We start from the raw sequence: 21,950 nt of genomic DNA, 5'->3' as shown, positions 1-21,950 counted from the left end.
AGGTGAGCTTCTTCCTGACGAAGGTCCTCGCCGCCCTCGACGACGGCGGTGATCGCCCGCTCTTCGTCCACGACGGCGTCACCACCTACCACCAGGCCCGCGCCCGCCTGCGCCGGCTCCACGGCGGCCTCGGGGAAACCGAAGCCACCCTCGCCGTCGACCTGCGCAACCGGCCCGAGACGGTCCTCGTCCAGCTGGCGGGCCTCCTCCGCGGCGCGACCGTCCTCCTGGTCCCCGCCTCCGCTCCGATCGCCGACCGGCTCGCCGCGGCGAGCGGCGCCACCGTCGTCACCGACCGCCCGCACGCCTGGCCCGCGGGTGACGTCCGCACCCTCGACGACCTCGACGGCGATCCCGAGCCGCTGAACCCGCCGGAAGCCGCGCGCCTGCTGTTCCCCACCGGCGGCACCACCGGCAGCCCCAAGCTGATCCGCCACAGCGGCATCTACGACGGCATGGCGCACATCTTCACGCCGTCGCCGGACGGCCCGGGCCGCACGCTGCTGGTCGCTCCGATGACGCACATGACCGGCAACGCCACCGTGCTCGGCGCGCTGCTGCGGCGGGACACCGTCGTCATCCAGGACGGTTTCGACGCAGGAGCGGTCCTCGACGCGATCCAGGCGCACCGGATCGACACGCTCTCGCTCACCCCGCCGCGCCTGGCCGCCGTCCTGGACCACCCGAAGCGCCCGGAAACCGATCTCACCAGCGTCCGCTCGCTCTCACTCGGCGCCGCGCCACTGCCGCCCCACCGGCTCGCGCAGGCGCTCGACGTCTTCGGGCCGGTCGTCGGCCAAGGCTACGGCCTCACGGAGGCGCCGATGATCGCGAGCATCTCCGCCGCCGAGCTGGCCGACCGGCCGGAGCGGCTGGGCTCGGTCGGCCGGATCGTGCCCGGCATGGAGGCCCGGATCACCGGCGACGGCGAGGTCGAAGTCCGCGGACTGTCCATGATGGACGGTTATCTCGGCGGCCCGGAGATCGGCGCGGGCTGGCTGCGCACCGGTGACCTCGGCCGCTTCGACGACGAGGGCTACCTCTACCTGCTCGGCCGCGCGGACGACGTCGTCGTGGTCGGCGAGCACGGCACGAAGGTCCCCACCACCGTCGTCGAACACGCCCTCCAGGCGCACCCGGCGGTGCGGAGCGCGGCCGTCTTCGGCCACGGCGATCGGCTGCACGCCGTCGTCGTCGCGACGAGCGAAGTCACGGCGGCCGACCTGAAGGCGCACGCCCGGAAGACCTTCGGCCAAGAGCACTACGTCCCGGCGCGAGTGGACTTCGCCGACGCGCTGCCGCTCACCGACGTGGGCAAGGTCGACAAGCGCGCCCTCGCTCAGCTCGTGACGGCCCCGTAGGACGACGACCGCACCAGCTTGACGTACTTGCCGAGCACACCTTCCGGGAACTTGTTCGGCAGCGGCTCCCAGCCTTCGCGGCGCCGGGCCAGCTCGGCCGCGTCGACCAGCAGGTCGATGCTGCGCGCCTTGATGTCGACGGCGATCCGGTCGCCGGTGCGGACGAACGCGATCGGGCCGCCGTCGACCGCCTCGGGCGCGACGTGGCCGATGCACAGGCCGGTGGTGCCGCCGGAGAACCGGCCGTCGGTCAGCAGGAGGACGTCCTTGCCCAGCCCGGCGCCCTTGATCGCCGCGGTGATCGCCAGCATCTCCCGCATCCCCGGACCGCCCTTGGGGCCTTCGTAGCGGATGACGACGACGTCGCCGGCTTCGATCCGCCCCTCGTTCAGCGCCGCCATGGCCTCCTGCTCGCGCTCGAACACGCGCGCCGGGCCCTCGAAGTTGGCCGTGTCGAAGCCCGCGGACTTCACGACCGCGCCCTCCGGCGCGAGCGAGCCGCGCAGGATGGTGATGCCGCCGGTCGGGTGCAGCGGGTTGTCCAGGCCGCGCAGGACCTCGCCGTCGATCGGGTCGGGGTCGAGCTCGGCGAGGTTCTCGGCCACCGTGCGGCCGGTGACGGTGAGCGCGTCGCCGTGGATCAGGCCCTCGTCCAGCAGGGCCTTCATCAGCACCGGGATGCCGCCGTGGCGGTCGATGTCGTTCATGACGTACTTGCCGAACGGCTTCAGGTCGCCCAGGTGCGGGACCCGGTCGCCGACGCGGTTGAAGTCGTCCAGGGTCAGCTCGACCTTGGCCTCGTGCGCGATGGCCAGCAGGTGCAGCACGGCATTGGTCGAACCACCGAGGGCCATGACCACGGTGATGGCGTTCTCGAACGCCTCCCGCGTGAGGATGTCGCGGGCGGTGATGCCCTTTTCGAGCAGGCCGACGACGGCTTCCCCGGACAGGTGGGCGTAGTGGTCGCGGCGGCGGTCCGCGGACGGCGGCGCGGCCGAGCCCGGCATGCTCATCCCCATGGCCTCGGCGGCCGACGCCATCGTGTTCGCGGTGTACATGCCGCCGCAGGCGCCCTCACCGGGGCAGATGGCCCGCTCGATGCGGTCGAGGTCGGCGTTCTTCATGCGTCCGGCCCGGCAGGCACCGACCGCCTCGAAGGCGTCGATGAGGGTGACGTCCTTCTCGGTGCCGTCAGTGAGCTTCACCCAGCCGGGGGCGATCGTGCCCGCGTAGAGGAACACCGAGGCCAGGTCGAGGCGCGCGGCGGCCATCAGCATGCCCGGCAGCGACTTGTCGCAGCCGGCCAGCAGGATCGAGCCGTCGAGCCGCTCGGCCTGCATCACCGTCTCGACCGAGTCGGCGATGACCTCGCGGGAGACCAGCGAGAAGTGCATGCCGTCGTGGCCCATGGAGATTCCGTCGGACACCGAGATGGTGCCGAACTGCAGCGGGTAGCCGCCGGCCGCGTGCACGCCTTCCTTCGACGCCTGCGCCAGCCGGTCCAGGGACAGGTTGCACGGCGTGATCTCGTTCCACGAACTGGCGACGCCGATGATCGGTTTCTGCCAGTCGCCGTCGCCCATCCCGACCGCGCGGAGCATGCCGCGCGCGGGCGCGGCCTCGATTCCGTCGGTCACCGTGCGGCTGCGGGGCTTCGGGTCGATCGTCATCGCGGGCCTCCGATACGACGTTCGGGCGCTGGTCATGTTACCAACGGACGGGCGGTCCGCTGGCCGGAACGATTTCCTACCCTCGCGCGTGCGCACCGGCGAAAACTCGGCCCATGATCTCCACGGTGGTGTGGGGCACGGGCAACGTCGGCCGTGCGGCAATCCGGGCGGTCGACGCCCATCCGGCGCTGAAGCTCACCTCGGTACTGGTCCACGACCCCGCGAAGGTCGGCAAGGACGCCGGTGAGCTGGCCGGAGTCGACTCACTGGGGGTGGCCGCGACGGACGACATCGAGGCCGTCCTGGCGGCGAGCCCGCGGGCGGTCGTGTACGCGGCTTCGGGGGACGTCCGGTTCGACGACGCGCTCGCCGACATCGTGCGGGCGGTCCGGGCGGGCGCGGTCGTCGTGACCCCGGCCCTGTACCCGCTCTACGACCAGCGGAACGCACCGGAAGAGCTGCGGAACCCGGTGCTCGCGGCGATCAAGGACGGCGGCGGCTCGCTGTTCGTCTCCGGCGTCGACCCGGGCTGGGGCAACGACGTGCTGCCGCTGCTGATCAGCGGGCTCGGCACCGACGTCGACGTCGTCCGCTGCCAGGAGATCTTCGACTACTCGACGTACGAGCAGCCCGACTCCGTCCGGTACCTGGTCGGAATGGGCCAGCCGATGGAGTACGACCCGCCGATGCTGATGACCGGCGTGCCGTCGATGGTCTGGGGCGGGCAGGTGCGGCTGATCGCGCGCGGCCTCGGCGTCGAGGTCGCCGAGTTGCGCGAGACGCTGGACCGGCGTCCGCTGGACGAGACCGTGACCACGCGGACCATGGGCGAGTTCGAGAAGGGCACCCAGGGCGCGGTCCGGTTCGAGGTGCAGGGCATCGTCGACGGCGAACCGCGGATCGTCATCGAGCACGTCACCCGCATCCACCCGTCGTGCGCGCCGGACTGGCCCACGCCGCCCAGCGGCGACGGCGCGCACCGCGTGATCATCGAAGGCCGGCCGCGCATCGAGGTCACCGTCGAAGCGACCGACGAGGGCGAGAACCGGTCGGCGGGCGGCAACGCCACCGCCGTCGGCCGCCTGGTCGGCGCGATCGACTGGCTGGCCGCGGCCGAACCCGGCCTCTACGACGCACTCGACGTCCCGCTGCGCCCGGCAGCAGGCAAGCTCGGAAGGAGCCGCTCGTGAACATCGACATCCCGGCGGGCAAGGACCCGATCGGGTACGTCTGGGGCGAGATGGTGCCCGGCATCGGGATCGCCGCTTCGAAGTTCTCGCTGGCGGTGTACGAGCACACGACGCTGGGCCTGCGCGAGTTCGAGGCCGCGCGGCTGCGGATCGCGCAGATCAACGGCTGCGTGTTCTGCCTCGACTGGCGCACCGAGCGCGACGGCGTCAAGGTCGAGCCGGAGTTCGCGGACGCGGTGTCGGAGTGGCGCACGACCGACCGCTTCGACGACCGCACGCGGCTGGCCGCGGAGTACGCCGAGCGCTACGCGACCGACCACCACAACCTGGACGACGAGTTCTGGAAGCGGATGTCGGCGTCCTACAGCCAGCAGGAGATCGTCGAGCTGTCCATGAGCCTCGGCGCCTGGCTGGCTTTCGGACGGCTCAACCACGTCCTCGGCCTCGACACGGTCTGCGTCCTCCCGTCCCACCGGTCGTGAGGGGCGGGGGCGGCGCCCCTCACGAGACAGCGGGCTAGAAGTCCTGCGCGATGATCTTCTCGATGTTGCGTTCCGCCAGTGCGGTGATGGTGACGAACGGGTTGACGCTGGTGTTGCCCGGGATCAGCGAGCCGTCGATCGCGTACAGGCCTTGGTACCCGGCGAGCCTGCCGTAGTTGTCGGTCGCCTTGCCGAGCACCGCGCCGCCGAGCGGGTGGTAGGTGAGATGGTCACCCCACGTCTTGTACGTGCCGAAGAGGTCGGTCCGGTAGATCGTCCCCTCGGTCGCGTTGATCTTGTCGAAGATGGTCTTCGCCATGTCGATCGACGGCTGCTTCCACGCCGTCTGCCAGTTCAGCTCCACCGCGCGGGTGGCCGGGTTCCAGGTGAACTGCGCCCGGTTCGGGTTCTTCGTGATCGACAGGTAGAACGACGCCCACGTCTCGATCCCGGTCGGCAGCGGCGCGACCTCCGCGAAGGCCCCGCCCGCGTTCCAGTTGTCGATGCCGCCGCACGGGATGGTCGACTGGGAGGCCCCGGTCGGGTCCCAGATGTGGTTGGCCCGCCCGACCATCACGTTCCCGTTGTCACCCCAGCCCTTGCCGATCTCGCCGTTCAGGTTCGGCAGCGCGCCGGTCGCCTTCAGCTTGACCAGCAGCTTGCTCGTGCCGACGCTGCCCGCGGCGAAGAACACCGTGTCCGCGGTGACGGTCTTGATCGTGGACACCGCGCCGGTGGTGGTGAGCTGCTCGATCGTCACCGTGTAGCCACCGCCGGCGGCCGGCACCACCTGCGTCACGCGGTGCAGCGGCGAGATGGTGACCCGGCCGGTCGCGGTGATCTTCGGGTGGTAGGTCTTCTGCAGGGACTTCTTGCCGTAGTTGTTGCCGAACAGGATTTCCCCGGCCAGCGCGGACTTCGTGACGGTGCCCGCGGCCTCCTGCTCCATGTAGTCCCAGTCGTACACGTCCGGCACGAACACGAACGGGAATCCGGACCGCTGGGCCTGTTTCCGCCCGACGCGCGCGAACTGGTACCAGTCGGTGCTGTCGAACCAGGCCGGGCGGATGCTGGCGACCCCGAGGCCGGCGTTGGCGCGGGGGTAGTAGACGTCGTACATCTCGTTGGCGTCGACCGTGGGCAGGATGGCGCCGAAGTTCTCCCGCTTCGGCGTCACGGCCATGCCGCCGTTGACGAGCGAGCCGCCGCCGACGCCGCGGCCCTGGTACACGGTGATCCCGCTGAACTCCTCGGCGTCGAGGATGCCCGTGTAGCGCGGGATGTCCTTGTCGATCGGGAACCCGAGGAAGTTGGAGAACGGCTGTTTCGTCCTGGTGCGCAACCAGAACGACCGCTGGTCCGGGTTGGGCGTGGCGCAGAAGATCTTGCCGTCGGCGCCCGGGGTGTCCCAGGCCATGCCCATTTCGACCAGCTGCACGTCGACACCGGCCTGGGCGAGCCGGAGCGCGGCCACCGAGCCGCCGTAGCCCGACCCGATCACCAGCGCGGACACGCGGGCGCCGTCGTTGATCGCGGCCGCCGCGGCGGGCTGCGCCGACGCTCGACCGGCCAGCGCGGCACTCGCCAACATAGAACCAGTTCCAGCAATGAAGAGACGCCGGGAAACGGAGCCAGAAGTTGTTCTCCACACGGGTTCGCCACTCATGTGTTGTTCCTCACCGTTGAGGTATTTAGAACAAGTTATAGCGGCGTGGTGCAGACAAGTCGACATGTACCCACGAGTAACCTGGCGGGGTTGCGGGGCGGTGCCGCTGAATGGGCCATGATGGACGACTGTGGAGTCCACCCGAGTGGACCGCTGGCTCTGGGCGGTCCGGCTGACGAAGACGCGCCCGGACGCGGCGGCGGCCTGCCGCGGCGGCCACGTGCGCGTCAACGACAAACCGGCCAAACCGGCGACCACGGTCGTCCCGGGCGACGAAGTCCGCCTGCGCGTCGGCGGGACGACGAAGGTCCTCGACGTCGTCCGCGTGATCCAGAAGCGGGTGGGCGCCCCGGACGCGGCGACGTGCTACGTGGACCGGACCCCGAAACCGCCGCCGGAGACGGTGGTCCCGGTCGCCCGCCGTGACCGCGGTGCCGGGCGGCCGACCAAACGGGAGCGTCGCGTGCTGGACGCGTTCCGGTCGCAGCGGGAGCCGTAGGTCATCTCCCCTGTGGATCGACGGATCGCCGCTGCTTTCGCGGTCATCCCGGAAATAGCCGGGAATCCTCGCCTGCCGGATCGGTCCGCGCCGAATGGGGGTAGTTCCTCCGCACGGAGGGACGCCCATGAACACCGACCCGGACCACCTGCTGGCCGCGGCCAGGCCACTGGTGGTGCGTTACTGCCGAGCCAGACTGGACCCCGACTCGGCCGACGACGTCGCCCAGGACGTCTGCGTGGCCCTGCTCAAGGCCCTGCCCCGGCGGCCACCGGAGCGGCCGTTCCCGGACTTCGTGTGCGGGATAGCCCGGTCGAAGGTCGCGGCCGCGCGGAAGGCGGCGGCGCGGCAGGACGAACCGGTCGCCGAACTGCCGGACGAGCCGGACGCGTCGCTGGGGCCGGAGCACCACGCGTTGCGGCGGGAGCTGCGCGAGCGGATGGCGAAGGTGCTGGGGGTGCTGCCGCGCAGGCAACGGGAAATCGTCGTGCTGCGCGTGGTGGTCGGCCTGACGGCGGAGGAAACCGCGGCCGCGGTCGGTTCGACACCGGGCGCGGTGCGGGTGGCCCAGCACCGGGCGCTCGGCCGGCTCCGCCAGGTCGTCACGGCGGCTACCCTGGCCTGGTGAGCGACAGCGAGAATTTCGAAGGACGCGACGTCGGGTCCGGAGTCTCGGTCATCCGCGAAAGCACGGACGTCGTCGGCTCCGGCCCCCGGCTGCACCGGCACCCCTACACCGAGACGTTCGTGATCATCCGCGGGCGCGCGCGGTTCACCGTCGGCGACGAGCAGCGCGACGGCGGCCCGGGGGACGTGCTCGTCGTCCCGGCCGGCACGCCGCACAAGTTCGCCGTGCTCGGCCCCGGCGTCTACGAGGCCGTGCACATCCACGAAAGCGACCACTTCATCACCGAATGGCTCGAGTGACGCCTCAGAACTCGCCGATCATGCCGCGCAGCTTCGTCAGCGCGCGGAACTGGGTGATGCGGACGTTGCCGGCGGAGATGCCCAGCGCCTCCGCCGTCTCGTTCGCCGACAGGCCGACGATGATCCGCAGCGACAGGATGTCCTGGTGCAACGGCGGCAGCAACGCCAGCAGCCGGGCCAGCCGGGCACCCAGGTCCAGCTCGAGGACGTGGTTCTCCGGCTCGTTGCCACCCAGTGGCCGGTCCGGCAGCTCCGGCACCGGCTTCGAGCGGTCCCTGGCCACCGAGCGGAACGCGTCGGCGACCTTGTTCGCCGCGATCGCGCGCACCAGGTAGAGGAACGATCCCCCGCGGTCCTGGTAGCTCGGCAGCACCTTCAGCACCGCCAGGCACACCTCCTGGGCGACGTCGTCGGCCGAAAGGTAGGACAGGTCCCGGCCGCCGATGCGCGCCCGGCAGTAGCGCACGACCGTCGGCTTGATCAGCCGCAGCAGTGCCTGGACCGCCTCCGGGTCGCCGTCGCGCGCCGCCGCCACCACCGGGTCGAGCCGCTCCTTCGCCAGGACGCCCTCCGGCCTCGGCGAGTCCTCCAGCACGGTGTAGCCGTCGACGGCTGTGTCCGCCTCCGCGATCATGGTCTCCACGGGCCCTCCTCGTGTCCGCCACCGGGACCCGGAACCGTCCACAGCAAACAGTTCGCCGCCTCGACGGTTCCGGTCCGACATATGGCGTAATCGAGCCGCTGACCAGCAACGTTGCAGTGTCGTAGGGGTTGTCCAGCTATTGTCCGTTAACTGGCCCAGCGGATTCCGTACGCGAAGCCCGGGGCGAGGTTCCGGAACCGGACGTGCACCTCGCCTGCCCGGTCGGCCGCCAGTGCGGAACCGGTTCGCGACCGGTCGTCGGCCGCCGCGGGGGAAACCTTTTCCTGGCGCACGATCCGCTTCGGCACGCGTTCACCGAACCGGACGTGCAGATCGAAAAGATCGCACGGGTGCCGCGGCACGCAGAGGTAACGCGGTTCTCGCAGGTTCGCCCGCAATCGCAGCCCGACCTCGTGCCGCGTGCCGCGGCGCAACGGCTCCGGCAGCCGCAACACCAGCCCGGTCCGATCACTCGATTCCGGCACCCGGCGGATCAGCAACCCGCCGTGGAACACGTCGACACCGCGATCGGACTCGTGCGGCGAATCGCCGGATTCGGCGGCGACCGGCAAGGTCGGCGCGAGGTCGAGCACGGCGATTTCGTCGGCGTCGGCGATCACCCGCCGGAATTCGAACGCCTCCGGCACCGGTTGGTCCAGAGCCAGCGTGACGCGCAGTTCTTCGGTGTGCCAGCCGCGTCCCGGATAGTGCCGGGGCGCCGCGACGGCCAGCGCGGCGACCTGCTCGATTCCCTCGTCGATCCGCCGCCGGACGGTCCGGTCGTCGCGGTCGAGCGTGATCGCCGCCCAGTGCACCCGTTCCTGGTAGAACGGTTTCCGGGCCCGCTCGTCGAGGGCGAATGCGGCGAGCAGGGCGATCTTCAGATCGTCCGGCAACGACTCGACCAGCGGCCGCAATCGATCCGACAGCTTACGCCGTATCTCCACCGTTCCGTCATCTTCGAGAATGCCGCAAGTGGAGCGCAATGCGGGGCCGACCCGGTCCGCGAGCGGTGTCGTGAAAATTGCCCTCCCTTTGCGCAGGGCCTTGAGTTCGCCGACCACGTCCGCCGCACTGAGGCTCACCGTTCCCCTCCCCTTCCACGCACGGGGGTCAATGTTCGTCAGCACCACCACCGATGTCCAGTCGATCACGGCGCGGCAAACGGATCGTTATCCCGCGGTTTCCTTTCCGGTCGCCGCCGGAAAGGCCGAAACTCATTGGCGTTCCGTTAACAAGAGCCGCATTGCGCCACAACGATTTCCCGGCGGAAAGCCACGCCACTGCCGCTGTCGAAGGTGTCGAATGACCGACGCCGTTCGCCACCTGTCCACGCTTTCCGGCCGGAGCACGTTCACCCGGGCGGCGCACCACTCCCGCGGGTGAACGTGACCGGGCCGTTGCCGCGGCGCCGGTTGACCGCCACCCGCCGCGGGTACTTGTTGATCATGAGCCCGAGGATGTGGCGCCTGCTGATTTCGGGGTCGCTGCGGCTGTTCCTGATCAGCACGGTGCCGGCCGCGGCGCACCTGTCCGTGCTCGCCGGACTGGCGGCGGCGGTGATCGCGTTCGTCGTGCCCGCCCCGCGCGGGCGGCACGACGAACGCGTCGGCCCGGGCGGTTAGACCTGGTCTCAAAACTCGGCGTGTCGCCAGGTGAACCAACGGCCCGCCCGTGGCTCCGCACCGCCCGCCTGTGGGCCCGGCCCGACGGACCGGAGGCCTGTCAGGGAGACTGGGGGCCAGTGCCCGCCCTCTCGACCTGGAGTCTTTGATGCCGCAAGGGACCGTCCGTTGGTTCGACGCCGAACGGGGTTTCGGCTTCCTCGCGCCCGAGGACGGCTCGCCGGACGTGTTCGTGCACGCCTCCGAGATCGTCGGGGACGGCGGCGCGAAAGTGCTCCGCGAGGGTCAGGCCGTCGTGTTCGAGGTCGGCGAGAACGACCGCGGGCCCCAGGCGCTGCGCGTTCGCGTCACCGCCGATGCGGCCACCGGCAGCGCCGTGGGCCTGCTCGGCACCATCAACTGGTACGAGCCGGCCAAGGGGTACGGCTTCGCGTCGCCGGACGGCGGCGGCGCCGACATCTTCGTGCACAGCTCCGCCATCGTGACCGGCGGCGTGGTCACCGAGGGGCAGCGGGTGGCCTTCCTGATCGTCGAAGGCGAGCGCGGCCCGCAGGCCGGGCACGTGATCCCGCTGGGAGCAGAGGCCGGCTCACCCGCTGCGGCCGGTGTCGCGGACGGTGCCGACGGCACGGTGGCCTGGTACGACGAGGACAAGGGCTTCGGCTTCATCAACCCCGACTCCGGCGCCGGGGACGTCTTCGTTCACGCCCGGGCCCTGGCCGAGGGGCTGACGTGGCTCGCGGAGGGCGACCGCGTCGCCTACGAGGTGGCCAGTGGAGACAAGGGCCCGCAGGCCCGCGACGTGCACCTGGTCCGGGGCGCCGAGCCCCAGACGGCGCCGCAGCGGTCGGCACCTGCCGCGGCCGCAGGGCCGGCGGCGCGGAACGTGCCCGTACGAGGCGGCGAGGGCGTCGTCGCGCGCTACGACGCCGACCGCGGCTTCGGCTTCATCACCCCGGACGCAGGCGGCGACGATCTCTTCGCCCACGCGTCCGTGATCATGGGGTCGGAGCCGCTGCAGAAGGGTGACCGGGTCCGGTACGCGGTGCGTCAGAGCGACCGGGGCCCGCAGGCCGACCGCATCGAACGCCTCTGAAGAGGCGGCCTCACCGAGGGCTGATCACTTCCCGACGAGAGTGCTCGTTCATCCGGCGTCGATGGTGCCGTCAGCAACGCGGCTGCAGCCTCCTCCAGGAGATCGATCTCCCTCGTGGTGACGGGGCCCCGTGCCGACCCGAGGACCTGCTCCGCGCTCAGAAGCTCACCAGTCACCCCCACCCAACGACACAGAGCCCCTACGCCGCCTGCCACCGGCGGAGTTTCTCGGGGTTCCGCACCGCCCAGATCCGCCGGACCGATTCGCCCGCCACCTCGAACGCCATGACGGCCACGACGCCGCCGTCCCGCAGCGCGACCAGGCCCGGCTGCCCGTTGACCGTGGTCTCCTCGAGCGTCAGCGCCGGGATCCGGCCCGCGAGGTCCACGGCGTACTGCGCCACCCGCTCGCCGCCCTCGATCGGGCGGCGCACCGCGCTGACCAGACCCCCGCCGTCGGCGACGACCGTGGCCTCCGGGTCGAGGATGCCGACCAGCCGCTCGATGTCCCCCGCCTCCCAGGCCAGCTTGAAGGCGCGGACCACCGCGGCGCTCCCCTCGGCCGGCTCCGGGGCGCGGGCGGCGCGGACCCGGCGCCGCGCGGAGGAAGCCAGCTGGCGCGACGCCGCCGGTGAGCGGCCGAGGACCGAGGCCACCTCCGCGAAGGGGTAGCCGAAGACGTCGTGCAGGACGAAGGCCACCCGCTCGGCCGGCGTCATCGACTCCAGGACCACGAGGAACGCCATGGTGATCGACTCGTCCAGCGTGACGCGGTCGGCCGGGTCGGCGAGGGCAGCAGCCTCCCCGGGCAGCGGCTCGGGCAGCCACGCACCGACGTACCGCTCCCGCCGCACCCGCGCCGAGCCGAGCTGGTCGAGGCAGATGCGGCCGGCGACCGTCGTCAGCCACGCACCCGGCGACGCGATCGCGTCCCGCTGCGGCTCGGACAGGGCGTACCACCGGCCGTACGCCTCCTGGACGACGTCTTCGGCATCGCTCATCGAGCCCAGGAGCCGGTAGGCGAGGCCGGTCAGCTGCCGCCGCTCGTGCACAGGATCGGTCACACCCCTCCGACGAATCGGGGCGCCGATCTGTGACGTCACCTCACACCCGGCCGGGCTGCTCCGCAAGGCCGGCGCGGCGCCGCGCTTACCCGCGGCGCCGCACGCACCGGCCGCGCAGCACCACCGCCGCCGGGTCGGCCAGCTGGTCCGGTTCCGCGCGCGGGTCCCGGTCGTAGACGACCGCGTCCGCCGGGGCACCCGGCTCCAGGCCACCCAGCCCCAGGTATGCCCGCGCGCTCCAGGACGCCGCCGCCAGCGCGTCGTGCGGCTGCACCCCCGCCGCCAGCAGCGCCCGGATCTCCGCGACGATTCCGCCGTGCGGCAGGGAATCCGTGCCCGCCAGCACGCGCACCCCGGCTTCGGCCGCAGCCGCCGTCAGTGCGCCGTGGACCCGGGCGCCGCTCAGGTACCACGTGCGGGCCGGGCTGTCCGGTTCCTTCTCCCGGCGGCCGAGACTCGCCGTGATCGTCGACAACGTGGGCGTCAACGCCGTGCCCTGGGCGGCCATCCGCGCCAGCAGGTCACTGTCCAGGCACATGCCGTGTTCGAGGGAGTCGACGCCCGCCGCCACCGCGGCCGCGCCGCCCTCGGGGTGCTGGCTGTGCACCGCGACCCGCCCACCGGCCGCGTGGACCTCGCGCACCACCGCCCGCAGCACGTCCACCGGCACCGCGGAGTCGCCGACGCGCCAGTCCGCGATGATCTTCGCCCACCCCGTCCGGGCGGCCTGCGCCGCCGCCAAGGCGGGCAGCTCGTCATGCGCGGCGCGGCGGCCCCAGCCGTCGAAGAACTGGCCGTGCTGGGCCAGCCACGGTCCCGCGTGCCGGGCCCGGGGGACGTCGGGGTCCTCGCCGAACCACGGCGGCGGCTCGCCCGGCAGCCCCGGGGACCGGATCAGCGTGACTCCGGCGTCGACGTGCTGGTGCAGCTGCTCCCGCAGCAGCTCCGCGTCCATCGGCTGCCCGGGGGCCGCGGCGCCGGGGTGGGTGTGCGCGTCGACCAGGCCGGGCACCAGCCAGCCTTCGCCGACCAGGGTCGCGCCGGGTACCGGGTCGGTCGTCCAGCGGTCGCCGTCGGCGTAGAGGTCGGCGTACTCGCCGCCCGGCAGCGCGTACCCCCGGATGCGCGTGATCACCACGCCGACCGTACCCCGCGTACGCAGCCCGGCGTAGGCGCAAGTGCCGTCCGGCGGCGGACGCCCGCGAGCGCCCCGATCCCGACCATGGGAGACGCCGAAAAAGGAGGCCACCGTGACCCTGCCCGTGGAGACGACCGCGCTGACCAAGCGCTACGGCGAGATCGCCGCCGTCGAAGACCTGAACCTGTCCGTGCCCGCCGGCGAGGTCTACGGCTTCCTCGGCCCCAACGGCGCCGGCAAGACGACGACGCTGCGGATGCTGCTCGGTCTGATCCGGCCGACCGCCGGCCGGGTCCGGCTGCTCGGCGCCGAGCCGGGCCCCGGCAGCCTCGCCCGCGTCGGCGCCCTGATCGAAGGACCCGCCTTCTACCCCTACCTGTCGGGCCGCGCCAACCTGCGGATCCTCGCCGACCACGCCGGGGTGCGCCGGACGCGCGTCGACGCCGTGCTCGACGTCGTCAGCCTCACCGGGCGCGCCAAGGACCGGTACGGGACCTACTCGCTCGGCATGAAGCAGCGGCTCGGCCTGGCCGCGACGCTGCTGAAGGACCCCGAGCTGGTGGTGCTCGACGAGCCGACCAACGGCCTCGACCCGGCGGGCATGGCCGACATGCGGGTCACCCTGCGCAAGCTGGCCGCCGGCGGCTGCACCGTGCTGCTGTCCAGCCACCTGCTGGCCGAGGTCGAGCAGATCTGCGACCGCGTCGGCGTCCTCGACCGCGGCCGGCTCGTCACCGAGACCACGGTCGAGGACCTGCGCGCGGGCGGCGCGCTGCGCGTCGTCGCCGATCCGCTGCAGGACGCCCGCGCGCACCTCGGCCGCCTCTTCGGCGCCGAGCGCGTCCGCGTCGAGGGGACCGCCCTCGAACTCGACGTCGAACCGGCGCAGGCCGGGCGGGTCAACGCCGCACTCGTCGGCGCCGGGTGCACGGTCACCGAACTGCGCTGGCGCGAACCCGACCTGGAACAGACCTTCCTCGCCCTGACCGGAGGTACCCCCGATGCTGCGTGACATCCGCGCCGAGCTGACCAAGCAGGCCCGCCGTCCCGCGACCTGGCTGCTGCTGGCCGTCGCCGTCGTCCTGACCCTGACCTTCGGGTACGCCGTCCCGTACGCCGGCTTGAGCGGCGCGGCGTCCGGGCCGCCGGGCAGTGGCCGCGGGCTGGCCGCGATGCTGCCGGACGCCTTCGTCGGCAGCGCGCTGGGCGGCCTGCCGATCTTCGTCGGCGCCCTCGCGCTGATCTTCGGCGTCCTGGTCGCCGGGAGCGAATACGGTTACGGCACCTGGAAGACCGTGCTCGTCCAGCACCCGTCGCGCGTCGCGGTGTACGGGGCGAAGCTCGTCACGGTCGCGGTGGCCGCCCTGGCCGCTGTGCTCACGCTGTTCGCGACGACGGCGGGAGCGAGCGCGCTCGTCGCGTCGCTCGAAGACCAGGCGGTGCACTGGCCCGCCGCGTCGGACGTCCTGCTCGGCCTCGGCGCCGGCTGGCTGGTCGCGACCATGTGGGGCGCGCTCGGCGTGCTGCTGGCGATCGGCCTGCGCTCGGTCGCCCTGCCGATCGGGCTGGGCCTGGTGTGGCTGCTCGCGGTGCAGAACCTCCTCGCGTCGGTCGCCGCGCCGCTGCTGGACTGGGTCGCGCAGCTGCAGAAGGGGCTGCCCGGGCCGAACGCGGGGGCGCTGGCCGCCGCCTTCGGGGCGAGTGCGCCGGGGGTCGAGCAGGTCGTCGGGGCCGGACAGGCGACCGCCGTGCTGGCGGCCTACCTGATCGCGTTCGGCGTCCTCGGCGGCTGGCTGCTGCAGCGCCGCGACATCGCCTGACCGGCACCCGTGCCGGTGCGTTCGCAGTTGATCACGCCCGGTGTAGTGTTTGCCGGTCCGACCGGCGTGCGTGACCGCGTGAGGTGCCATGACAGTGCGGCGGTACCCAGTGGCCATCCTGCTCGTCTTCGTCGTGGCGGCCCTGGTGGTGGTCAACGGTTTCGCCTTCTGGGGCGACACCCTCGCCCTCTGGGTCGACGACGCCCTGCAGCTGTCCGCCGGGATCACCGCGGTCGTCTGCGGCGTCGTCGTCGCCCGGCGGCTGCGCGGCCACCAGCGCTGGTGGCGGCTGCTGGTCGCACTCGGCATGACCGGCTGGTCGATCGGCCAGTGCGTCTGGTCGTGGTACCAGCTGGTCGACGGCCGCGGGCTGCCGTCGCCGTCGCTGGCCGACGTCGGGTACCTGAGCTTCCCGCTGTTCGCGCTCCCGGCGCTGTTCGTGCTCGCGCACGCGCGGGCGCGGCCGGACCGCGAACGCTGGCAGCCCGCCCAGTGGACCGCGCACTTCGGGGTCGCGGTGGTGCTCGACGGGCTCGTCGTCACCGGCTCGCTGTTCATCCTCACCTGGACCGCGGCGCTCGGGCAGGTGGTCCGGGCCACCGGGCCGGACGCGCTGACCTGGGCCGTCGCCATCGCCTACCCGCTGACCGACCTGGTGGTCGTGGTCGTCGCGGTGCTGCTGGTCGTGTTCGACCGGGTGGACCGCCCGTACCGCGCGAACCTGCTGCTGGCCGCGCTCGGGATCGTCGCGCTGGCCTGCTCCGACAGCGTGTTCGCCTACCTGGTCAGCATCGGCGCGGAAAGCATGAAGCCGTGGTCGGACGCCGGGTTCGTGCTCGGCCCGCTGTTCATCGCCTTCGCTTTGCTGGTCACGCCCCACACGCGACGGCGGGACGACGCGAGCCAGCCGGTGGGCGTCGACTGGTGGCAGGTGGCGCTGCCGTACCTGCCGGTCACCGCGGTCGCGCTGCTGATCACCGTGCAGATCGTGGCCGGGGCGGGCCCGGACGGCGTCGAGGTGTTCGTCGGCGCGCTGGTGGTGTTCCTGGTGCTCGCCCGGCAGCTGCTTTCCCTGCTGGACAACAGGTTGCTGCTGCGCCGGGTGTACGAGGGCCAGCAGCAGCTGACCCACCAGGCCTACCACGACCCGCTGACCGGGCTGGCCAACCGCGCGCTGTTCGCCGACCGGCTGGACCGGGCCGTCGAGCAGGGCGCGGAGGGCGGGCACCGGCCGCTCGTGCTGATCTTCGTCGACCTGGACGACTTCAAGGAGGTCAACGACCGGTTCGGGCACGCGGGCGGGGACGTCCTGCTGCACGCGGTCGCCCAGCGGCTGCTGAGCTGCGTCCGCACGGGTGACACGGTCGCGCGCCTGGGCGGCGACGAGTTCGCGATCCTGCTGGAAGGCGAGGTCGACGCCCCGCAGGCGGTCGCCGACCGGATCCAGAGCGCGCTGCGGCGGCCGTTCGCGGTGCACGGCACGCTGGTGGCGGTCCGCGCGAGCATGGGCCTGGTGGTGCCGGACCCGGCCGAACCGGCGATCACCGCCGACGTGCTGCTGGGCCGCGCGGACACGTCGATGTACGCGGGCAAACGGCTCGGCAAGGACACGACGGTCGTGTACCACCCGTCGCCGGACGGGCCGCCCGACTTCCCGTCGGCGCTGCGCCGCGCGGACGGCGGTCTCCCGGAGGGCTTCGCGCTGGTGTTCCAGCCGATCGTGCGGCTGGCCGACGAGCAGCCGGTGGCGGTGGAGGCGCTCGCCCGCTGGACCACGCGGGACGGCACCTCGGTGTCACCCGAGACGTTCGTCCGCGCCGCGGAAGGCGCCGGGCTCGGCGCGGAACTGGACGCGCTGGTCCTGGACCTGGCGTGCCGCGAGATCACCGCGGCCGGGATCGAGCTCACCGTGCACGTGAACGTGTGCGCGAGCCGGCTGGGTGCCGCCACGCTGGAGCAGAGCGTCGAGGCCGCGCTGGACCGGTACGGCCTGCCGGCCGAACGCCTGATCGTCGAGATCACCGAGACGGTGCCGGTCCCGGACCTGGACGCGGGTGCGGCCGCGATCCGCCGCCTGCAGGACCTGGGTGTCCGGGTGGCCCTCGACGACTTCGGCGCGGGGTACAGCTCGCTGACGGTGCTGCACGCGTTGCCGGTCGACCTGATCAAGCTGGACCGCGCGCTGATGACGGGCGTCCGCCCGGACCGCGACGCGGCCCTGTGCCGGTCACTGGTCGGGCTGTGCGCCGACCTGGAGGTGGCGGTGGTCGCCGAGGGCATCGAGACGGCCGAGCAGGCCGAGCTGGTCACCCGCGCGGGCTGCACCACCGCCCAGGGCTACCGCTTCGGCCATCCGGCCCCGCTGTCCTCGCTGCGCCTCTCGACGCTCGCCGCCGGCTAGCCAAGCGCCCCAAGGCGGCCTTGGTTGCGTCTGACGCACCGAAGGCCGCCTTGGTTGCTCCGCCCATGCCCCCACCACCACCCTCAACGGAGGCGCTTCGCGCCGCAGTGCCGATTCAACGCAACCAAGGCCACATTGGGGCGGTTGGGTCTTGGCCCCCGGTCAGTTCGCTTTCACTCCGGGCGGGAGCACGCCGAAGATGGTGGCCGTGGAGCCCGCGCCGTTGCGGTTGATCGGGCCGCCGGCGAGGACCCAGGCACCGGTCGTGGGCAGGGCCTTGAGGTTCGCCAGGATCTCCAGGCTGATCCGGTGCCGCCGGTAGACCAGCTTGGACACCGTGTACGTCTCGTCGGTGCCGACGTCCGGGCTGAACGTGTCGGTGCCCGTTCCGCCGCGGCGGCCCAGGCGGCCGGTGTCGATCAGCCACTGCACCGCCGGGATCGAGAACCCCGGCTGGTGCAGCACGCCGTCCGCGCCGGTGTTCGGGAAGGCGGGCGTGCCCCACTTGGCGTCCCAGCCGGTCCACAGCACCACCACGGACTCGTCCGGGATGCGGCCGTGGCGCTTCTCCCACGCCTTGAGGTCGTCGATCGTCACGGCGTAGTCCGGGTTGTGCGCCGCCTTCGCGCGTATATCGATCTTGACGGCGGGCCGGAACAGGTCCGCCGGGTCCATGTCGTCGGCCAGTGGTTCGCCGGTGTTGAAGTGCCCGGGCGCGCCCCAGTGCGTCCCGGTGTGCTCGCCTTCGCGGACGAACTGCAGGTAGTAGCCGTCTTCGGGGATGGTGGCGATGGTCTCCAGCTCGAAGGCCGGGTCACCGGGGAAGACGTTGGTGGTGGCGGGGTCGTTGACGTGCGACAGGTTGACCAGGTTCAGCTGGTCGAGCCGCACCGGGGGCGCGGTTTCGGCAGCTTGGGCCGTCCGCCCGGACAGCGCGGCGCCGAACACCCCGGCCAGCCCCGCGGCCAGCACCCTGCGTCTCATCGGCATGAGGGATCACCTTTCACCGTGCCGGGCAGCACCCCGGCTCAGCACGGTCATATCACCCGGACTGGGCGCGGCCATAGAGCCTGCGCGAAGATGTGTTCGTGGACAACGACATCGACGACAACGCCGACGACGGCATCCTCGACCCCGAGGACACTTTGGACGACCGCGACGAGCTGGCGGAGGGTTATTCACCACCGGAACGCGCGCAGGCCACCGAAGGCTGGGGCACCACCGCGCGCGAGACGGCGGAGGGCGAGAGCTGGGCGGGCCGGCTCGCCCGCGAGGTCCCCGACCTGGCCGACGACCTCGACGACGACGGGCTGGGCGACTCCGAGGACACCGACGGCGAGCTGATCGACGACGAGGTCGGCGACGTCCGCGCGGGCCGCCTGGTCGCCACGGACGAAGGCTTCGGCGAGGACACCGACGAAGAGCTGTACGCCTCGGACGCCGGCATCGACGGCGGCGCGGCTTCGGCCGAGGAAGCGGCCGTCCACGTGATCGACCCGTCCCGCCGCTGGTGAGCCGGTAGCGGCCGTCAGCCGACGGCGGAGTCGTACTCGCGGACCGCGGCCAGGTACTCGGTGATCGCGTCGCGGTTGCGCAGCAGGCATTCCGCCCGCCGGGTCATCCGGTCGCGCTCGGCTTCCAGGGTCGCGATCATTTCCGGGGTCGCGTCCGGGAAGTAGATCGTCCGCGGTTTGTCCAGGCAGGGCAGGATCTGCTTGATGATCCGGGTCGGCAGGCCGGCGTCGAGCAGGCCGCGGACCTGGATCACCCGGTCGACCGTCGGCTCGGCGTAGTCGCGGTAGCCGTTCGGGCCGCGGCCGGCGACGATCAGGCCCTGCTCCTCGTAGTACCGGAGGAGCCGGCGGGACGTGCCCGTGCGCTCCGAAAGCTCGCCGATCCGCATGTGCGCCACCTCACGCTCGCCGGGGTAGACCTTCACATCTATGTGAGGGTTCGAGCATAGCGGCATGACGAACCTCAGCACCCGAAGTCTCCCCCTGACCGCCCTCCTCGCCCTGACCACCGCCGCGTTCGTCACCGTGCTCACCGAGGCGCTGCCGGCCGGCGTGCTGCCCGGGATGAGCGCCGGCCTCGGCGTCGGCGAGTCCGCGGCGGGCCAGGCCGTGACGATCTACGCGCTGGGCACCGCGCTCACCGCGATCCCGTTGTCCGCCGCCACCGCGAGGTGGTCCCGCAAACACTTGCTGCTCACCGGGGTCGCGGGGTTCGCGGTGGCCAACACCGTCACGACGCTGTCGGCGGACTACGCGCTGACGATGGTGGCCCGGTTCGTCGCCGGGGTGGCCGCGGGTGTCGTGTGGGCGCTGCTCGCCGGCTACGCGCGCCGGCTCGTCCCGCACGAGGAGGGCAAGGCCATCGCGATCGTGATGGCCGGCATCCCGCTGGCGCTTTCGCTCGGCATCCCGGCCGGGACGTTCCTCGGCGGCCTGCTCGGCTGGCGCTCGGCGTTCGGTGTCATGTCGGCGATCGCGGTCGTGCTGCTCGCCTGGATCGCCGCGGCGGTCCCGGACCAGCCTGGGCGGGCGGCGGACCGGACGCCGGTCCTGCGCACGCTCACCGTCCCCGGTGTCGTGCCCGTGCTCGCCGTGACGCTCGTGTTCGTGCTGGCCCACACCGTGCTCTACACCTACGTCGCCGCCTTCCTCGGCCACGCCGGGATGGGTGACGCGGTCGACGCCGTCCTGCTGGTGTTCGGGATCGCGTCGATGGCGGGCATCGGGGTCGTCGGCGCCCGGATCGACCGCGCGCTGCGGGCCTTGACGGTGCTCAGCACGATCGGCGTCGCGGTGGCCGCGACCCTGCTGGCGGTGTTCGCGGGCAGCCCGGCGCTGGTCTACGTCGCCGTGGCGCTCTGGGGGCTCGGCTGGGGTGGCGTCCCGACGCTGCTGCAGACGGCGGCCGGGAACGCCGGCGGCGAGGCGGCGGACACCGCGCAGGCCATGCTCGTCACGCTGTGGAACGCCGCGATGGCCGCGGGCGGGGTGGCCGGCGGGGTCCTGCTCGACGCCGCCGGCCCGGGGGCGTTCCCCTGGACGCTGCTCGTGCTCCTGCTGCCGGTGCTCGCCGTGGTGCTCGGCGCCCGGCGGCACGGGTTCCCCGCCCGCTCCTGAGTGGACGAAGGGCCCGGGCGCACGCGCCCGGGCCCTCCAGCTTTCAGCAGCGGCCCGCGATGGCCCGCAGCAGCTCGGCGTTCGCCGTGTCGCCGGACAGCTCCCAGGCGAACACGCCGCCGAGCCCCTGCGACTTCGCGTAACCGGCCTTCGCCGACGCCGTCTCGGGCGTGTCGTAGCTCCACCACTGGGAACCGCACTTCGCATACGCCGTGCCCGCGATCCGGCCGTTGGCGGGGCACTTGGTCTTGAGCACCTTGTAGTCCTCGACGCCGGCTTCGTACGTGCCGGGCGCGGGGCCGGTGGCCGTGCCGCCCGGCTGCTTCTGCGTGACGCCGTCCCAGCCGCGGCCGTAGAACCCGAGGCCCAGCAACATCTTCGACGACGGCACGCCCTGGTGACGCAGTTTCCGGATGGCCGCGTCGGCGTGGAACCCGGCGGACGGGATGCCCGGGTAGGCCCGCAGCGGCGAGTGCGGCGCGGTCGGCCCGGTCGGGCTGGCACCGGCGACGAAGTAGTCGTAGGTCATCACGTTGTACCAGTCGAGGTACCGGCTCGCGGCGCCGTACTCGGTGGCGTCGATCTTGCCGTCCTTCGAGCCGTCGGCGGTGATCGCGGCGGTCACCAGCTGGCGGCCGAACTTCGCCCGCAGGGCCTTGACCAGCCCGGTGAAGGCCTTCGGGCCGCTGGTGTCGCAGGTGTTGCCGCAGGCGTTCGGGTACTCCCAGTCGACGTCGATGCCGTCGAACACGCCCGCCCAGCGCGGGTCGTTGACCAGGTTGTAGCAGGACTCGGCGAACTTGGCCGGGTCCTTCGCCGCCTCGGTGAACCCGGCCGACCAGGTCCAGCCGCCGAAGGACCACAGGACCTTGAGCTTCGGGTGCAGCTTCTTGAGCTGGAGCAGCTGGTTGAAGCTGCCGTGCAGCGCGCCGGGTTCGGTGCTGTCGGCCTGGCCGCTGACGCTCGTGGCGGCGTCGTAGGGCATGTCGTGGTCGGCCCACGGGTCGCCGACCGCGCAGCCGCCGCCCGTCACGTTGCCGAAGGCGTAGTTGATGTGGGTCAGCTTCGCGGCCGACCCGGAGGTCTCGATGTCCTTGACGTGGTAGCCGCGGGCGTAGACGTCCCAGTCGGCGAAGTAGGCCATCACCTTGCCCTGGCCCTGCCCGGCGTCCGCGGGCGGCGCGACGACGGTGGCGCCGGCGAGCGCGAGCGCGACGACGGCGATGCGTTTTCTCATG

At 72.3% G+C, this 21,950-nt stretch carries 23 protein-coding genes; 13 read left to right on the top strand and 10 right to left on the bottom strand.

All coding sequences use genetic code 11. The annotated features are described in order from the left end of the window. Positions 1–2 precede the first annotated feature (2 nt). Positions 3–1,361, top strand: a complete 1,359-nt coding sequence (locus IE317_RS26335; protein WP_191314020.1) for a class I adenylate-forming enzyme family protein — start codon at positions 3–5, stop codon at positions 1,359–1,361. Here the strand turns inward: IE317_RS26335 and ilvD are convergent. Further along, complete coding sequence (ilvD, locus tag IE317_RS26330) at positions 1,340–3,031, bottom strand: dihydroxy-acid dehydratase (protein WP_191314019.1); 1,692 nt, start codon at positions 3,029–3,031, stop codon at positions 1,340–1,342. The two genes, IE317_RS26335 and ilvD, sit on opposite strands and share 22 nt — an antisense overlap. Positions 3,032–3,144: 113 nt before the next feature. Here ilvD and IE317_RS26325 point away from each other — a divergent pair, with 113 nt between their 5' ends. After that, complete coding sequence (locus IE317_RS26325; protein ID WP_191314018.1) at positions 3,145–4,221, top strand: NAD(P)H-dependent amine dehydrogenase family protein; 1,077 nt, start codon at positions 3,145–3,147, stop codon at positions 4,219–4,221. Next, positions 4,218–4,703 carry a carboxymuconolactone decarboxylase family protein gene (locus IE317_RS26320; protein ID WP_191314017.1) on the top strand — a complete coding sequence of 162 codons (486 nt, stop codon included), beginning with the start codon at positions 4,218–4,220 and terminating at the stop codon, positions 4,701–4,703. The genes IE317_RS26325 and IE317_RS26320 overlap by 4 nt, the downstream gene beginning before the upstream one ends. Positions 4,704–4,737: 34 nt before the next feature. On the opposite strand, the gene IE317_RS26315 is transcribed toward IE317_RS26320, so the two are convergent. After that, a complete protein-coding gene (locus IE317_RS26315) occupies positions 4,738–6,291 on the bottom strand; it encodes a GMC oxidoreductase (RefSeq protein ID WP_229902927.1) in 1,554 nt (517 codons plus the stop codon). A gap of 208 nt (positions 6,292–6,499) precedes the next feature. On the opposite strand from IE317_RS26315, the gene IE317_RS26310 reads away from it, so the two are divergent. The 3 genes from IE317_RS26310 to IE317_RS26300 all read left to right on the top strand — a co-directional run bounded on the left by IE317_RS26310 (position 6,500) and on the right by IE317_RS26300 (position 7,795). Then, positions 6,500–6,868, top strand: a complete 369-nt coding sequence (locus IE317_RS26310; protein ID WP_229902923.1) for an RNA-binding S4 domain-containing protein — start codon at positions 6,500–6,502, stop codon at positions 6,866–6,868. 127 nt (positions 6,869–6,995) lie between these two features. Next, positions 6,996–7,496 (top strand): sigma-70 family RNA polymerase sigma factor, encoded by a 501-nt coding sequence (locus IE317_RS26305; protein ID WP_191314015.1) that lies wholly within the window; start codon positions 6,996–6,998, stop codon positions 7,494–7,496. After that, entirely contained in the window at positions 7,493–7,795 is a 303-nt protein-coding gene (locus tag IE317_RS26300; RefSeq protein WP_086852478.1) for a cupin domain-containing protein, read from the top strand. Before IE317_RS26305 ends, IE317_RS26300 begins: the two co-directional genes overlap by 4 nt. Positions 7,796–7,799: 4 nt before the next feature. Here IE317_RS26300 and shbA read toward each other — a convergent pair whose 3' ends face one another. From shbA to IE317_RS26285, 3 genes are all read right to left on the bottom strand, one after another. Next, entirely contained in the window at positions 7,800–8,429 is a 630-nt protein-coding gene (gene shbA / locus IE317_RS26295; protein WP_191314058.1) for an RNA polymerase sigma factor ShbA, read from the bottom strand. Positions 8,430–8,584: 155 nt separating this feature from the next. Further along, on the bottom strand, positions 8,585–9,385 hold the full coding sequence (locus IE317_RS26290) for a hypothetical protein (protein ID WP_191314014.1): 801 nt from the start codon (positions 9,383–9,385) through the stop codon (positions 8,585–8,587). A 166-nt stretch (positions 9,386–9,551) separates the two neighbouring features. Next, on the bottom strand, positions 9,552–9,764 hold the full coding sequence (locus IE317_RS26285) for a hypothetical protein (protein WP_191314013.1): 213 nt from the start codon (positions 9,762–9,764) through the stop codon (positions 9,552–9,554). A gap of 122 nt (positions 9,765–9,886) precedes the next feature. On the opposite strand from IE317_RS26285, the gene IE317_RS26280 reads away from it, so the two are divergent. Then, positions 9,887–10,063 (top strand): hypothetical protein, encoded by a 177-nt coding sequence (locus IE317_RS26280; RefSeq protein WP_191314012.1) that lies wholly within the window; start codon positions 9,887–9,889, stop codon positions 10,061–10,063. 148 nt (positions 10,064–10,211) lie between these two features. Then, on the top strand, positions 10,212–11,159 hold the full coding sequence (locus IE317_RS45170; protein WP_191314011.1) for a cold-shock protein: 948 nt from the start codon (positions 10,212–10,214) through the stop codon (positions 11,157–11,159). A 199-nt stretch (positions 11,160–11,358) separates the two neighbouring features. On the opposite strand, the gene sigJ is transcribed toward IE317_RS45170, so the two are convergent. Both sigJ and IE317_RS26265 read right to left on the bottom strand, forming a co-directional pair. Then, the gene (gene sigJ, locus IE317_RS26270) at positions 11,359–12,222 is read right to left on the bottom strand and encodes an RNA polymerase sigma factor SigJ (protein ID WP_268246908.1); all 864 of its coding nucleotides are present in this window, start codon (positions 12,220–12,222) and stop codon (positions 11,359–11,361) included. Between the two features lie 85 nt (positions 12,223–12,307). After that, positions 12,308–13,357 carry an amidohydrolase family protein gene (locus IE317_RS26265; RefSeq protein ID WP_191314010.1) on the bottom strand — a complete coding sequence of 350 codons (1,050 nt, stop codon included), beginning with the start codon at positions 13,355–13,357 and terminating at the stop codon, positions 12,308–12,310. Positions 13,358–13,472: 115 nt separating this feature from the next. Here IE317_RS26265 and IE317_RS26260 point away from each other — a divergent pair, with 115 nt between their 5' ends. From IE317_RS26260 to IE317_RS26250, 3 genes are all read left to right on the top strand, one after another. Further along, positions 13,473–14,372 (top strand): ABC transporter ATP-binding protein, encoded by a 900-nt coding sequence (locus IE317_RS26260; RefSeq protein WP_191314009.1) that lies wholly within the window; start codon positions 13,473–13,475, stop codon positions 14,370–14,372. Beyond that, positions 14,362–15,180 (top strand): ABC transporter permease, encoded by an 819-nt coding sequence (locus IE317_RS26255; protein WP_191314008.1) that lies wholly within the window; start codon positions 14,362–14,364, stop codon positions 15,178–15,180. Before IE317_RS26260 ends, IE317_RS26255 begins: the two co-directional genes overlap by 11 nt. Before the next feature lie 88 nt (positions 15,181–15,268). After that, positions 15,269–17,581, top strand: coding sequence for a putative bifunctional diguanylate cyclase/phosphodiesterase (locus IE317_RS26250; RefSeq protein WP_229902922.1), 2,313 nt, complete (start codon positions 15,269–15,271; stop codon positions 17,579–17,581). Positions 17,582–17,743: 162 nt separating this feature from the next. Here the strand turns inward: IE317_RS26250 and IE317_RS26245 are convergent, their stop codons facing one another. After that, on the bottom strand, positions 17,744–18,571 hold the full coding sequence (locus tag IE317_RS26245; RefSeq protein ID WP_191314007.1) for a cyclase family protein: 828 nt from the start codon (positions 18,569–18,571) through the stop codon (positions 17,744–17,746). A 98-nt stretch (positions 18,572–18,669) separates the two neighbouring features. On the opposite strand from IE317_RS26245, the gene IE317_RS26240 reads away from it, so the two are divergent. Continuing rightward, complete coding sequence (locus IE317_RS26240; protein ID WP_191314006.1) at positions 18,670–19,095, top strand: DUF5709 domain-containing protein; 426 nt, start codon at positions 18,670–18,672, stop codon at positions 19,093–19,095. 14 nt (positions 19,096–19,109) lie between these two features. Here the strand turns inward: IE317_RS26240 and IE317_RS26235 are convergent, their stop codons facing one another. Further along, entirely contained in the window at positions 19,110–19,484 is a 375-nt protein-coding gene (locus IE317_RS26235) for a MerR family transcriptional regulator (RefSeq protein ID WP_191314005.1), read from the bottom strand. Positions 19,485–19,548: 64 nt separating this feature from the next. Between IE317_RS26235 and IE317_RS26230 the strand changes: the two genes are divergently transcribed. Beyond that, positions 19,549–20,712, top strand: coding sequence for an MFS transporter (locus IE317_RS26230; protein WP_191314004.1), 1,164 nt, complete (start codon positions 19,549–19,551; stop codon positions 20,710–20,712). Positions 20,713–20,755: 43 nt separating this feature from the next. On the opposite strand, the gene IE317_RS26225 is transcribed toward IE317_RS26230, so the two are convergent. Beyond that, on the bottom strand, positions 20,756–21,949 hold the full coding sequence (locus IE317_RS26225) for a glycoside hydrolase family 18 protein (protein ID WP_229902925.1): 1,194 nt from the start codon (positions 21,947–21,949) through the stop codon (positions 20,756–20,758). Position 21,950 lies beyond the last annotated feature (1 nt).

This window comes from Amycolatopsis bullii (assembly GCF_014654205.1).
Classification (GTDB): Bacteria; Actinomycetota; Actinomycetes; order Mycobacteriales; family Pseudonocardiaceae; genus Amycolatopsis; species Amycolatopsis plumensis.
This window is presented reverse-complemented; position numbering and strand designations above follow the sequence as displayed.